The sequence below is a fragment of the Salipiger pallidus genome (genome assembly GCF_014643635.1).
GTDB classification, from domain to species: Bacteria; Pseudomonadota; Alphaproteobacteria; order Rhodobacterales; family Rhodobacteraceae; genus Salipiger; species Salipiger pallidus.
In genome coordinates this window covers 409,972-423,675 of the sequence record NZ_BMJV01000002.1, presented here as the reverse complement: position 1 = coordinate 423,675, position 13,704 = coordinate 409,972, and the positions used below count along the sequence as shown (strand labels likewise).

The window sequence follows — 13,704 nt, the reverse complement described above, 5'->3', positions numbered from 1 at the left end:
ATGAGCAGGCCCGAACAACTGACCGAGGATCAGCAAAAACGCATCAAGGCGACGCTGGCGCGCATCCGCGGCGGATTGGCTGCGATGCCTCAACCGCCCTCTGCCGAGCCCGCCCACGTTTTTCATCCGGAGAGTTTCAATGTCCCCAAACCCTGAGACCGTTACTTCCCAGGCCGACGCGCTCGCAAAAGGATCGACAACATCCGGCGATCTGACCAGAACGGCCTTGAGACGGGCCCAGGAGAGGGCTGACCTCAACGCTTTCGTTTCTCTGGACCCTGACGTTGTGCTGGATCAGGCCAAGGAATCGGACGCGCGCCGGGCTGCCGGAAAAGCCCTCAGCCCTATCGACGGCATCCCTATCGCGATCAAGGACAATTACCTCACGCGGGATTTTCCGACCACGGCCTGTTCCAAAGCGCTCCCGCGTGCTGCGACCGGTGTCGATGCGACTGTCGTGGCAAACCTACGCGCCGCAGGTGCCATCATCTTCGGCAAAACGAACATGCACGAATGGGCTTTTGGGGCAACAAACACGACTTCCAGCATCGGACCGACACGCAATCCGCACAATACCGACCATATCACAGGCGGCAGCAGCGGCGGATCGGCAGCAGCCGTCGCTGCCGGAATTGTCGGTGCCGCTCTGGGAAGTGACACCGGCGGGTCCGTCCGCATCCCCAGCGGGGCCTGCGGCGCATACGGTTTCAAGCCGACTTATGGCCGGGCGTCACGACATGGCGTGCTGCCGCTCAGTTGGTCGCTGGATGCGCCCGGCCCGATTGCACGCAGTCTCAATGACATCGCGCTTCTGCTCCCGTATTTTCTGGGGGTCGATCCAAACGATGCCTCCACCGCCCAAGCGAAACCGTTCAAGGAACAATCGGCTCCCGCCACGCCCCGGCTTCTGAATCTTGTGGGGAAGGGACTGGAACGCTCGGAAGAGGTCGATCTGGCGGTGCGGAAGGCTCTGGAGGGCGGGGAAGCGTCTGTGGAGGACGCTGAAATTCCAAATGTGCAAAGCTTCTTCGCCGCGTGGGAAGCGATCCTGCATGTGGAGGCGGCGTCGTATCACCAGAAACTCTTGGCGGATGAGCCTGCCGCGTTCACATCTGTCACGCGCGCGCATCTCGAAGCCGGGCGGCAGATCACGGCCACCGAAGCCATGCATGCCCAGAAACTGCGCGGGCGGTTTATCGAGCTGTTGCTGAACGATCTGGGGGGCTGGGACGCCCTCGTGCTTCCAACCCTCCCCGTGCCTGCACCGCGACACGGGCAAGACAGGCAACGCTTTGGCGGGCGCGATGTTACCACCCAGGACAGCATGACATGGTTCTGTTGGCCGGGAAACCTTGCCGGTTTGCCCTGCATCAGCCTACCGGTGGACACCTCCACAAATGGTCTGCCAATCGGTATGATGCTCATGGGGCGGCCCGGAAGCGACGAACGCCTTCTGAATATCGCAAATCAATTCGACAGGGACAGGTAACGGTAAATGGATGAGCAGAAAATCAGGGTTGGCGTTCTGTTCTCGCAGTCCGGACCAATGAAAGTGACGGAAGAGGCGCTTCTGAAGGGAACCCTGCTGGCAATCGAGGAAATCAACGAAGGCGGCGGGGTTGCGGGCCGTCAGATCTACCCCGTCATTCTGGACCCGCAAGGCAACGATCAGCGCTGTGCGCAGCTCGCCACAGCGCTACTCGTCAATCAGGGTGTGAATGTGATTTTTGGCTGCTGCCTGTCGGCCAGCCGAAAGCGGGTTCTGCCGGTTGTCGAGCGCTTCAACGGATTACTTTTCTACCCTTCCGTCTACGAAGGATTCGAGTATTCCCCAAACGTCATCTATGGCGGAGCCGTGCCCAATCAGCTCGTTCTGCCGCTGATGCAGCACATCTATGCTGAGCATGGGAAACGCATCGCCCTGATCGGCACGGACACCCACTATGCGCGGGAAATCAACCGCATCGTGGGTGCGTTCGTCGCGGAAAGCGACGGTGAGATCGTCTGCGAAATCTATGTACCATTCGGGACCGATGCGGAACTGGCGGCGGCCAAACTGCGCGAAACCGCAGCGGCGCGACCCGATGTCATACTGTCGACAGTGGTTGGTGAGGAAAGCGTCACTCTTTACTCCGCCTATGCGGAGTTGGATGAGCCGGACAAGAAAGCCCCTATCGCCTCGCTGACAACCACAGAAGCCGAACTCCAACAGATGCCCGAAGCGGCCCGCGCGGGACACATCACGGTGTCACCGTACTTCAGCACGACCGACCGGGAGGCAAACAGCCGGTTTGTCGCCAAGTTTCATGAGCGTTTCGGAGCGGACCAGATTCCAAGCGTCTATGCCGAAACCACTTATGCCCTGGTTCACTTCTTCGCCGATGCCGCGCGGGTTGCCGGTCAGTTCGACACCGACAGCCTGATGTCCGCGCTCTCCGGTGCCGTCTTCAAGGCACCGGGCGGCGACCTGTCGGTCGATTTGGAAACAAACCACTTCACGATGCGCCCGCAGGTCGGCAGATCGACCCGAAGTGGAGAGTTCGACATCGTATGGAGCAGCGCGCAAAGCGTCCGTCCTGACCCCTATCTGGTGACCTACGACCGGTCGATTGGCGAGTTGGAAAGTGCATGAGCATTTCCGGCACCAACGATCAAAATCTCCTGCGGAGGTTGCGCCAGAAACGGGTATTGGTCATCCATCCCGACGACGAGGATCGCCGCATCCTGTTGGCGCAACTCCGAAGGATCGGCTGTCAGACCGAAAAGCTCGCATCCCCGCCGGACACACTGCCCCGCGAAGTCGATGTTGTTCTCTTTCTTTTGCTCCGCAACCAGACTGACGGCACCGTGCAATGGATGGCCGAGAGCTCGAATATCACCCGCATTGCAATCATTTCCTATGAAACGCCGGAAATCCTGACTGCCCTTGAACGTCTTCATGTTCACGCGGTTCTATCGAAACCCATTCGGATCTTCGGTGTGCTCGCCGCCCTGACCAATGCCGTAAGCCTTACTCAGCACGAAGCCCGGCTTCAGCAAAGGATCAGGTCTCTGGATGAAACGTTGAGGGCCCGGAGGCGTATCGAAAAGGCAGTCGCTATACTTTCTAAACGACACGGCATTACTGAAGAACGGGCTTACAAACGGATCCGAGACAAGGCGATGAAGGACAACGCAACTATTGCAGATATTGCCGACGCTGTAATTGCCTCCGATGATGTTTGAGGTGAAATCGCAAAAAGCCGCACCTGTCAGTTTTTCGGCAAGAAGTCCGGCCAAAAGCCTCCGAAACCGGACGCTTCACCGTGCACGGCGAAAGCCCGCCTTATCCCGTTGAGCGGACCTCGGCCCGTCGTACATGCAGCGCCGTGGCCTGAACGACCGCTTCGGTGAAGCCGCACAGCAGCGTCCAGCATCATCGCAAACGTCTGGAAAGGGCCGAGAGCGACTACAGCCCCGGCGCGCCAGAGCGAGGCGCCTGCCGCGCCGCTGCAGATCTGCTACAAGCCCTTTCTGGACCTCAACGGAGGCATTGTAGATGATATGCCTGCGCGCTGAGCGACGTCGGCAAGCTCGCCCAAGAACACGAAGGTTCCTTGGAACTGAACAGACTACCAGCAGTAACCACGGTCCCCCATCGACGGTAGCGTTCTGAAGCATCCGCATCGTGCAGCAATCCGTTTTCAAGGAGGTACCCCACCGTCTTTGTGGTGACGTGTAGCTCCTGTGCGACGGCGCTGCTGGAGATGGGCGTCACCCGCCGCTTCTCCAGCGTCGGCACCATGCGCCTTGACAGGCACTCTTGCACCAGAGCCCTTAATGACCGGGAAGAACTTCTTTTTGCGCTCGTATGCCACAAGCATTCGCTGCGTCACGAAGCCCATCGGAACGATACTGCCATCAGCGCCTGACGCTTTGCGAGGCCGCGGCGCACCAAGCCCTCTGCGTTGCGTTTGGCAAAGCTCTTGAGCGGAAATGGCTTCTGCGCGTTCAACGCAGCCTTTCCCTCCGACGGCACCCCAAGCACCAGCACTCCTCTTCTGACCGAGAAATGGTCGAAGACGTGCCGCCGCACGACGTCACGCAGGGGTTCAAACTCGTCACCGAGACGCCGGCTCTTCAGCCATGTGGTCCAAGGACCGAAAAGCCGACCGAAGAAACGCCCATCCACGCCCTCCTCACGCGCCATCGCCGCGAGGCAGCCTGAGAGAGCCACAGGGCCGCTCTTCAGCACGTCGTAGCCTGAGGCGCCGAAACTCCTCCAGTCGGCCTCGCTGTGCCCCGTCAGCGAGGCGTCTGGTCCCTTGGTGATCCGCAGCCCCAGCACCTCGCATGCGCGCGACACCACATTGAGCTCGAGACGGTCGGTCCATCGATCGCCCCGCCCTTTCAGGATGCAGTCGGTGAGGTACTGCTCGAAAGGGCTGAGTCCTGCGTTGATCATCGGATGATCCACGCCCCATCCGTAGTGCTTCCGAAGCTGCGCCGAGAAACCCCTGGCATCTTTGCTAAATCTCTCTGGCGGAAGGTTCACCAGCATGCAGCCGTGCTCGGGGCAGCTTCTGATCGATGAGAATTTCCACTGCAGGCGGCGCGGTACACGCCACGATTCAGCTGCAGACGGCGACTCCGCCCTTACACACTCGGGACAGACACGGACCCGCAAGCGTTGAAAGCTCTGGCGGGAGGCAAACTCGTCTCGCAGTCGGAAATGCCCTTTACCAAGATGGCAGACAGACACCCGCTCCAACGCAGCCGCATCGCACCCGGCCAGCTGCGCCAATTGCCCTATCGCGACCTTCTCCCCCCGGAACAAGGGATCGATCGGAAAGGCAATGTCGCCGAAGAAGCGCTGCATGCGGCTTGCGCCTCCCCTCGCCGCGGGTCGGGGCAACAAGGACGATGCCGGCTCGAACGCCGCATGCCGCACAGTCAGCGGCAACTGAGGAAAGGTATTTCAGGGGAGGCAGGGAGGCTTTTGCCCAAACAAGACCTCCGAGATCAGACAATGGCAGGATTGTCCTGACCCTACGATCGCGGGCTCAACGGGCAACGCCACTCCGTGTTCTGGACGTTCCGTCTGCGCGGTCGGGCATCTGACATGAAAGTCGGTCTTTCCAGAAACCCCACACCGCGAAATGAAAAGGCCCCGACGCTTTCGCGTCGAGGCCTTTTGAATGTCGAATGTCATGCTAAAGCGACTCTAGTCGAGCGACACAGCCTTAAAAGCTTGGTCGCCCACCCATGCTGTGCCAAGCATTCCCGAGCCAAATGCTAAGCATTTTTGACCCAAGGAACGCCGTTGGGCGGCGAGCCGCTTTTGGTGAGCGTGGCACATGTCTGCAGCCAGCCGTAGGTCGAGCTTCCTTTCGAGTAACCAAGACAGATGAAACGGGCCTTCATCCTGGGAGCAGTGGACGACCAAGGGGCGGACCTTTCTGCTCTTCCCTGCCAGGCCGCGTGCGGATCGCCTCAGCCAGGACTTGCAGCGCGCTATTTGACGAGCAGTTCGATTCGCTTGCCGGCGCTGCGGTCGGGCCCTGCGTCGACCATTGCCTGGAGACACAACACATCAGGCTTATTGACGGATTGTCTCACAATATGTCAAAAGTCCTGCGGAGGGACATCCGATCGGTACTTTGGAGGAGTACGCCGCATCGGGCATTTCGCGCACAGTCGCATCCTGACCGGGCGAACGCCGTCAGAGACACGCCCGTCCCGCCACAACTTCCAAGGAGGACATCATGAAGACCGCACTCGTCGCAGCCATAGCGATTGCCACCGGCCTCACCGGGCCCGCATGGGCACAGGACTCGTATCCCGAGCAGCCAATCACCATCATCGTGGGTGCCTCGCCCGGCGGAAGCACGGACTACCTCGCCCGTCTGATCGGCGACGCGATGGCGCGGGAAATGGACGCCGACATCGTCATCGAGAATGTCCCGGGGGCCGGCGCCACCATCGGCATGCGCCGCGTCGCAACCTCTGACGCCGACGGCTACACGCTCGGCTTCGGCAACATGGGGCACCTTGCCGCGAACGTGGCCGTCCACGAGAACCTCGGCTTTGACCCGCTGACCGACTTCGCGCCGATCGGCAATGTCGCGAATGTCCCGATGGTGCTCTCGGTGAGCAACCGGGGCGGCATGAAAACCCTCCAGGACTTCCTCGACTACATGGGCGAGAATCCCGGCGCTGCGAACTTCGGCACCTCGGGCCCCGGCTCCACCGGCTGGCTCGCCCCGTCCTTTCTGCTGGACGTGACCGATCTTGAGGCACAGCTCGTGGCCTATCAGGGCGCGGGTCCGGCATTGAATGACCTGATCGCAGGCGTCATGGACGCGCAGATGGACCAAACCGTCCTGATGATCCCCGTCCACAACGATGGCCAGGCCACAGCCGTGGCCATCTCGGGCGACGAGCGCATCGAACAGCTGCCGGACGTACCGACCTTTGCCGAAGCGGGTCTGCCGGAATTCGACATGGTGGTCTGGAATGCCCTGGTCGCACCGGCGGGCGTGCCTGAAGAGGTTCTCGGCACGCTGGAGGCGGCGCTGGACGCCGCGCTCGACAGCGAGACAGTGCAGACGGCCTTCAGCGAGCGCGCTATCCAGACCCCGGCAGCCAATGACCGTGGCTCCGAGGCGCTTGGCAATCGTATCAAGCGCGAAGTCGAACGCTGGATTTCGGTCCTCGAAGATTTCAACGACGGCCAGTAAGCCAAGCCCCCGATCCACGGCCTTACCCCGCCCGGCGCGCGCCCTCTCCCCGCGCCGGGCGGGCACGTGGACACTGACAGGAGAATGTTTATGTCCAGAGACCTGCTCGGAGGAATGCTTGCCGCGGGACTTGTCGGGGCCATCGGCCTCTTTCTGGTCTTCGCGCAGCCAAACCTCAAGATGGGAACCGCGTCGGCCATGGGGCCGGGCTATTTTCCCCGCCTGGTCGGTTATGCCCTGCTTCTGGTTGCGGCGCTGATCGCGCTTTTCGACCGTAGCACGCAGCCGGAACAGATCGCTTGGCGCCCCGCTGGAACGATCCTCGCGGCTGTGCTGCTTTTTGGCCTGCTCGTGCAGCCCTTCGGATACATCGCCGCCGCCATTGCCTGCACGGTCGCAGCGGCTCTCGGTGACACCGGCTTTAAAGCCCTGCCCTCGCTCGGCGTGGGACTGGGGATCGCGCTTTTCGTCTGGCTTGTCTTCGACCTGGGCCTTGGCATCCGCATGCCCGCCGTCACAGCACCCTGGAACTGACCATGCTCGAGAACCTCGCCATCGGCTTTGCCGCCGCCGCCACCGTACAGAACCTCATGTGGTGTTTCGCAGGGGTCTTTCTGGGCACGTTCATCGGCGTGCTTCCCGGGGTCGGCGCACTTGCCGCGATCTCGCTCCTGCTGCCCATCACCTATTACCTCGAACCCCTCACCGCCATCGTCATGCTCGCCGGGATCTTCTACGGTGCCGAATACGGCGGCTCGATCTCCGCCATTCTGCTCAACCTTCCGGGCACGACCTCGTCGGCGGTGGCCTGCCTCGACGGCTACCCGATGGCCCAGCAGAAGCGCGCCGGCGTGGCGCTCTTCATCACGGCGATTGCCTCCTTCATCGGCGGCACGATCGGCATCGTGCTGCTGACCGTGGCGGGGCCCGTCTTTGTGACAGTTGCGCTGAACTTCAGTGCGCCCGAGTATTTCGCGCTGATGGTGCTTGGGCTGATCGCGGCCTCGACCATTTCCCAAGGGTCGCGCCTAAAGGGACTGGCCATGGTCCTCGTCGGACTGGGCCTGGGCACGGTGGGCATGGATATCAGCACCGGCGTCTCGCGCTTCACACTTGGCGTGGACGAGCTTTTCGACGGGATCAGCATCGTGGCCCTGGCGATGGGCCTGTTCGGCGTGGCCGAAATCATCGCTTCGGTCCGGCACGGAGGCAAGCGGGCACCGGTGCCGAAGTTCTCCATGAGGGACATGCTGCCCACGGCCAAGGAGATGCGGGCCACCACGACCCCGATCCTGCGAGGCGCGTCCTTCGGCAGCTTCTTCGGGGCGCTTCCCGGCACCGGCGCAACTGTCGCTTCGTTCATCAGCTACTCTTTCGAAAAGCAATTTTCCAAGACCCCGGAGCGGTTTGGAAAAGGCGCGGTCGAAGGGATCGCAGCCCCTGAATCGTCGAACAACGCCGCCGCGATCACGGCTTTCATCCCCACATTGACGCTGGGCATTCCGGGGACCGCGAGCATGGCACTGATCCTGGGTGCATTCATGATCCACGGCATCACCCCGGGCCCATCGCTCATGACGGCGCAGCCCGACCTGTTCTGGGGTCTGATCGTCAGCTTCTGGATCGGGAACCTGCTGCTGCTGGTCCTGAACATCCCACTGATCCGCATCTGGGTCGCATTGCTCCAGATCCCCTATCGCTACCTCTATCCCGCGATCATCACTCTGATCTGCGTCGGGGTCTACAGCCTTGATCGCTCGGTGTTCGACGTGTTTCTGGTGCTCGGCCTGGGCTTGCTGGGATACGGCATGCGTCTGCTCGACTTCGAGCCGGCAACGTTGCTGCTGGGCTTCGTTCTTGGCCCCCTGCTGGAAGAGAATTTCCGCCGCGCTCTCGTCATCTCGCGCGGAGACTTCGGGATCTTCATCGACCGCCCTATCGCAGCCGGGGTGCTGGGGATCTCGCTTGTCCTGTTGCTTTGGACCGTGTGGCAGGGTCTGCGGCGCAGGCGCAAGACCGATGCCGATCGACCCACCTGATGCCGGGCAACCAGCAGGACACGGGCAAGGGCGGGGGCTGAAACCGGCCCCCGCCGTTTCATTTTCAGGACCAGAAAAACGCATCCGGACGAGCGGCCTGCGCGCCTCGCACAGACGAAGGCCCGCAGCGAACAATCGCGGCGGGCCTTTCCCAAGTCTCAGGTTCCATCAGATGCGCGGTAGACGGCGCGTCAGGCCTTTGCAGCCCCTGCCTCGGCCTCCTGTGCCGCGAGGTACCCGAACGCGACCTTCGAGGCATTGCGGACGTGCAGCCGGGAGATTTCTTCCGCCTTCTTCGCATCACGATCCTTGAAGGACTGGATCAGGCTGTCAATCTCGGCGAGGCTCTTGGGCAGGCGCTCCTCGTCCATCAGTGAAGTCGCACGCAGGAGGTTGATCCGCGAATGAAGCCCCCGGAGGATCTCCCAGACGTGGGTGTTGCCGCAATTTCCCAGAATGGTGTCGTAGAGCCGTGCCTTGGCCTGCAGGACGCCATTCTGGTCCTGCCCCTCGGCAGCGCGGCGCAGATCGGCCGCGGCAGCTTCGCAATCGGCAATCTGCTCGTCCGATGCCCGCCCCACGAACCCGTTGGCAGCGAAGCCCTCCAGAAGGCTCCGCAGTTCGTAGAGTTGCCGGGCGTCCTCCAGCGAAATCGTCGCCACCACCGGCCCTCGATGGGGCACGATGTTGACCAGCTTCTCTGCCTCGAGCTTGCGCAGCGCTTCGCGGACCGAGGCCCGACTGACGCCCAGCTCTTCGCAAAGTTCTCGTTCCACGAGACGTTCACCCGGGCGATAGACGCCCGTGGTGATCGCGTTACGCAACGCGCCCTCGACGCGCTGACGCAGGGTGTCCGGATGAATTACGCCTAACTTAGCCATGCTCTACCAATTTTGTCTGGCAATATGATTATATTATACCACCACGATGAACAAGCCGACAAAGCGCAACTCGAGTTCCGTCAGACGCGGCGAAGCTCTTCAGCGACGATGGGCGCTGCCAGCTCCGCGCCATGCATCCCTATCAGGTTGACGATTTCCAGGACCTCCATGAGCTCCTCTTTCGTCGCCCCGTAGCCAAGCGCGTTTTTCATGTGCATCCGCAGCCCTGGCACGTACAGGTGTGTCGCGGCGGCATCGAACGCGCAATAGACGAACTCCTTCATCTTGGGCTCCAGCACCCCCTCGCGCCAGGGATAGGCGGAGAAATCGAGGTAGCCTTCGAACAGCTCGGGATCGAGTTCGAGGATTCCGTCCCAGAAACTGTGCCAGTAGCCCCGGTCACGGGTGAAATCGGCCTTCAGCCGTTCCTGATGTTCGCTAAGCGGTTCGGGGCCGGTGCGGGCGCCGGTCTCTTCCAGCACCTCCAGCAGTAGGGGCACCCCGATGTTGCACGCGTGGATGCCAAGCGTGGCTGTCAGCGCTAGCACCTCGGAGAGTTCCTCGGGGGTGGCCCCGGCGTCGATGGCGGCGCGGGCGTGGCGCCGCACGCCCGGCGTGTAGAGATGGGTGGCGGCGGCCGAGGCCGCCAGGCCGATCAGCGCACGGTTCTTCGCGCCGAGATGGTTCTTGCGCACCGGCACCATCGCCATGCGGTGCCAGACCCCGAGGAAGCCGGGCGACAACTCTGCCATCGCCTCCTGCTCCTTATCCCAGAAGCCGAGGTCGTCCTCGATCTTGCGGCGCAGCGCTGCAACGTCGATCATTTCGTGGCCTCGGCGAACTGCTCGGCGGTCACCTTGTCGGCCCAGGAGGATTTCCCGAGCGAGATCGCGGTGTGGATCATGTATGTGTCGGCAGTGGCCCCGTGCCAATGGTTCTCGTCCGCAGGGATCCAGACCGTGTCACCGGCGCGGATTTTCTGCGCAGCGTCGCCCTCGCGGCAGATCCAGCCCTCGCCTGCAAGCACCTGCAGGATCTGGCCATGTTCATGCGTGTGCCAGTCGGTGCGGCAGTTGGGCGGAAAGAACACGTTGTTGATGGTGTTGCCGTCGGTCGTGGGCATGACCGGATCGGCCCAGACATCACCGGTGAAGGTGGCGTTGCGCTGCTGGGATGCCGCGCCCTCTTGGCGTCCGGGAAAGATCTGCATGATCGGGCTCCTCAAGATTGGTGCAGGCGCACGCCGCCGGAGACATCTCCGATGGCATCCACCACACGGTTGGAAATTACATCGCCATAGCCAAGCGCGGTCGCCAGACCAAAGCTGGCCATCGGACCCGCGGTGTTGAGCGAGGTCACGCCCAGCTCGTGCAACAGGTCGGCATAGAGCACGACATCCTTGGTCATGAGTTTCGAGGTCAGGCCGCCTTCAAGATAGTCGCCATCCACGATCTTGGGGAAGCGGTTCAGCGTGGCGAAGTTCACCCCGCTCGAGGCGTTCAAAACGTCGAGCAGCTGGTGCAGGTTCAGATCCGCCTTGCGGCCCGCCACCATGACCTCGGCCGTGGCTGCAAGGCTCACGGCGTTCAGGAAGTTGTTCAGCAGCTTGGTGGTGTGACCGGCGCCGCTCTGCCCCATGTGGACGACCTTGCTGGCGATCGCCGCGAACACGGGCGCAAGCCGCGACAGCGCGTCTTCGGTGCCGCCCACCATAAGGGTCAGCGCGCCCTTCTCGGCGGCAGCGGCCCCGCCCGAAATCCCGGCATCGACGTAATCGACACCCTTTTCGGCCATCAGCCCCGCAAGGCGCCGGGTGGAACTGGCCGAGGCGGTGCTGAGGTCGACGACAATCTGGCCCTTGCGGACATGGGCAAGAACCCCATCGTTGCCCTCGACCACCTTCTCGACCACGTTGCTGTCGGGCAGAGACATCAGAACGATCTCGCAGCCCTTCGTGACCTCCGCCACCGAAGGCGAAACATTCGCGCCGCAGGCCCGCACCGCCTCCTCATTAGGATCGAAGCCCAAGACCGGGGTGCCCGCGTCGACGAGGCAGCGCGCCATGCGCCCGCCCATGTTGCCAAGGCCGATGAAGCCGATTGTTGATTCACTCATGTGTGTCATCCCGGGTTTGTCGTGGAACGCGGGCCGCTGCCGGCCCGCAAAGCATGGGAGACCACGCTCAGGCGCTTTCGGCCTGCGCGGCATCCCATTCCGCCATAGCGGCAGTGGCGGTGCGGAAGGCAGCCAGCGTCGCCGGCGCGCCGCAGTAGACCAGCGCCTGCAACAGCACGCTCTGGATTTCGCTGCGCGACACGCCATTGTTGAGCGCGCCCTTCACATGCACCGAAAGCTCGTGATGCTGGTTCATGGCCGTGAGCATGGCGATGTTGAGCATACTGCGGGTCTTGAACGAAAGGCGGTCGTCGCCCCAGACTTCGCCCCAGCAGAACTCGGTGACCATGCGCTGGACCGGCCGGTTAAAGTCATCGGCGCCCGCCCAGGATCTCTCGACGTGACCGGCTCCCAGCACTGCCTTGCGGTTGTCGAACCCCTTGTGGAACATTTCGCTCTCGTCAGTCATTTCATCAACCTCGTATTTTCTTCTGTTCGGGAGTTTGCTGCGCGGTCGCAGGCCGGTAGCCGATCATCGCCTTGACCTCGAGATACTCGTGCAGACCGGCCTCGCCCCATTCGCGCCCGTTTCCGGACTGGCGGAATCCGCCGAAGGGGGCGTGGAAATCTGCCGGCGGATAGTTGATGTGGACCTGTCCGCCTACCAGCCGCCGGGCCACCGCCTGCGCGCGCTCCTGGCTTGCCGACTGGACGTAGGCGGCAAGCCCGTAGTCAGAGCTGTTGGCCAGGGCGACCGCCTCGTCCTCGTCCTCGTAACTCAGGATCGAGAGCACCGGACCGAAAATCTCCTCGCGGGCGATGGTCATCTCCGGGGTCACGCCGGTGAAGATCGTCGGACGAACGTAAAACCCGCGCTCCAGCCCCTCGGGACGGTTCGGACCGCCGCAACAGAGCGTCGCGCCCTCGTCAATGCCGGACTGGATCAGGCGCCGCACGCGATCGAACTGCGCGCGGTTGACCAGCGGGCCAAGGTCGGTCTTGGGATCGGTGGTCGGCCCCAGACGGATCTGCTGAGCCCGCGCCACCGCCAGCCCGACCACCTCGTCGAGGCGGCTGCGGGGCACAATCATCCGCGTCGGGATCGAGCAGGACTGACCCGAATTGGTGAAGCAGGCGGCCACGCCCTTGGGCACGGCAGTGGCGAAGTCCGCGTCCTCCAGCAGGATGTTGGCCAACTTGCCACCGAGTTCTTGCGCGACGCGCTTGACCGTGGGCGCCGCCGCCTCGGCCACGCGGATGCCCGCCCCGGTCGAGCCGGTGAAGGACACCATGTCCACCAGCGGATGCGACGCGATCGCCGCGCCCACATTGGGCCCGTCGCCGTTCACAAGGTTGAACACCCCGGCGGGCACACCCGCGTCATGCAGCACCTGCGCGAAGAGCAGCGCGCTGGTGGCCGAGAACTCGCTGGGCTTGAGTACCATCGTGCAGCCCGCCGCCAACGCCGGGGCCACCTTGACCACGACCTGGTTAATTGGCCAGTTCCACGGGGTGATCAGGCCGCAGACGCCCACCGCCTCGTGGCGCAGCCGGGTCGTGCCGCGATCCTTCTCGAAGGCGAAGGTCTCCATCACCTCTAGCAGCGCGTTGATGTGCAGCGGTCCCCGCGGAACCTGTCCCTGCCGCGAGAAGGTGATGGGCGAGCCCATCTCTTGGCGCATGGCCTCGGCGAAGCTTTCGCTGCGCTCCTCGTAAAGCTTCAGCGCACGCCGCAGCAGCGCGACACGCTCCGCCGGGTCGCTGTCGCGAAAGGCGGGCAGGGCACGGTGGGCGGCGCGCACGGCACGGTCCACGTCCTCGGCGCTGCCAATGGCAAGCTGGCCGAACTCTTCCTCGGTGGCCGGGTCGATCAGGGCGAAGGTCGCGGTCTTCGCCGGCTCGACCCAAGCGCCGTCTATGTAGAATTTCGTCAGGTCTGGAAAAGTCATG

14 protein-coding genes are annotated in these 13,704 nt (G+C 62.8%); 7 read left to right on the top strand and 7 right to left on the bottom strand.

Features of this window, described 5'->3' with window-relative positions; all coding sequences use genetic code 11:
• Genes IEX41_RS07785 through IEX41_RS07770 form a run of 4 tightly spaced genes read left to right on the top strand, consistent with a single transcriptional unit; the run spans position 1 to position 3,225 of the window.
• On the top strand, positions 1–156 hold the full coding sequence (locus tag IEX41_RS07785) for a hypothetical protein (protein ID WP_188789651.1): 156 nt from the start codon (positions 1–3) through the stop codon (positions 154–156).
• Positions 140–1,489 (top strand): amidase, encoded by a 1,350-nt coding sequence (locus IEX41_RS07780; RefSeq protein ID WP_188789650.1) that lies wholly within the window; start codon positions 140–142, stop codon positions 1,487–1,489. Before IEX41_RS07785 ends, IEX41_RS07780 begins: the two co-directional genes overlap by 17 nt.
• Positions 1,490–1,495: 6 nt before the next feature.
• Positions 1,496–2,632 carry a transporter substrate-binding domain-containing protein gene (locus tag IEX41_RS07775; RefSeq protein WP_188789649.1) on the top strand — a complete coding sequence of 379 codons (1,137 nt, stop codon included), beginning with the start codon at positions 1,496–1,498 and terminating at the stop codon, positions 2,630–2,632.
• On the top strand, positions 2,629–3,225 hold the full coding sequence (locus tag IEX41_RS07770) for an ANTAR domain-containing response regulator (protein WP_229673021.1): 597 nt from the start codon (positions 2,629–2,631) through the stop codon (positions 3,223–3,225). Before IEX41_RS07775 ends, IEX41_RS07770 begins: the two co-directional genes overlap by 4 nt.
• Before the next feature lie 646 nt (positions 3,226–3,871).
• Here IEX41_RS07770 and IEX41_RS07765 read toward each other — a convergent pair.
• On the bottom strand, positions 3,872–4,930 hold the full coding sequence (locus IEX41_RS07765; protein ID WP_373285620.1) for a TniQ family protein: 1,059 nt from the start codon (positions 4,928–4,930) through the stop codon (positions 3,872–3,874).
• 814 nt (positions 4,931–5,744) lie between these two features.
• Between IEX41_RS07765 and IEX41_RS07760 the strand changes: the two genes are divergently transcribed.
• The 3 genes from IEX41_RS07760 to IEX41_RS07750 all read left to right on the top strand — a co-directional run bounded on the left by IEX41_RS07760 (position 5,745) and on the right by IEX41_RS07750 (position 8,758).
• A complete protein-coding gene (locus IEX41_RS07760; protein ID WP_188789648.1) occupies positions 5,745–6,719 on the top strand; it encodes a Bug family tripartite tricarboxylate transporter substrate binding protein in 975 nt (324 codons plus the stop codon).
• Positions 6,720–6,809: 90 nt separating this feature from the next.
• Entirely contained in the window at positions 6,810–7,253 is a 444-nt protein-coding gene (locus tag IEX41_RS07755; protein ID WP_188789647.1) for a tripartite tricarboxylate transporter TctB family protein, read from the top strand.
• Between the two features lie 2 nt (positions 7,254–7,255).
• Positions 7,256–8,758 carry a tripartite tricarboxylate transporter permease gene (locus IEX41_RS07750; protein WP_229673011.1) on the top strand — a complete coding sequence of 501 codons (1,503 nt, stop codon included), beginning with the start codon at positions 7,256–7,258 and terminating at the stop codon, positions 8,756–8,758.
• A gap of 191 nt (positions 8,759–8,949) precedes the next feature.
• On the opposite strand, the gene IEX41_RS07745 is transcribed toward IEX41_RS07750, so the two are convergent.
• From IEX41_RS07745 to IEX41_RS07720, 6 genes are all read right to left on the bottom strand, one after another.
• Positions 8,950–9,639, bottom strand: coding sequence for a GntR family transcriptional regulator (locus IEX41_RS07745; protein WP_188789646.1), 690 nt, complete (start codon positions 9,637–9,639; stop codon positions 8,950–8,952).
• Positions 9,640–9,719: 80 nt separating this feature from the next.
• Positions 9,720–10,463, bottom strand: a complete 744-nt coding sequence (locus IEX41_RS07740; protein WP_188789645.1) for a carboxymuconolactone decarboxylase family protein — start codon at positions 10,461–10,463, stop codon at positions 9,720–9,722.
• Positions 10,460–10,849, bottom strand: a complete 390-nt coding sequence (locus IEX41_RS07735) for a cupin domain-containing protein (protein WP_188789644.1) — start codon at positions 10,847–10,849, stop codon at positions 10,460–10,462. The genes IEX41_RS07740 and IEX41_RS07735 overlap by 4 nt, the downstream gene beginning before the upstream one ends.
• Positions 10,850–10,860: 11 nt before the next feature.
• Complete coding sequence (locus IEX41_RS07730) at positions 10,861–11,763, bottom strand: NAD(P)-dependent oxidoreductase (protein WP_373285618.1); 903 nt, start codon at positions 11,761–11,763, stop codon at positions 10,861–10,863.
• Positions 11,764–11,821: 58 nt separating this feature from the next.
• Positions 11,822–12,223 (bottom strand): carboxymuconolactone decarboxylase family protein, encoded by a 402-nt coding sequence (locus IEX41_RS07725; protein ID WP_188789642.1) that lies wholly within the window; start codon positions 12,221–12,223, stop codon positions 11,822–11,824.
• 4 nt (positions 12,224–12,227) lie between these two features.
• Positions 12,228–13,703 carry an aldehyde dehydrogenase family protein gene (locus tag IEX41_RS07720; RefSeq protein WP_188789641.1) on the bottom strand — a complete coding sequence of 492 codons (1,476 nt, stop codon included), beginning with the start codon at positions 13,701–13,703 and terminating at the stop codon, positions 12,228–12,230.
• Between the last annotated feature and the right edge of the window lies 1 nt (position 13,704).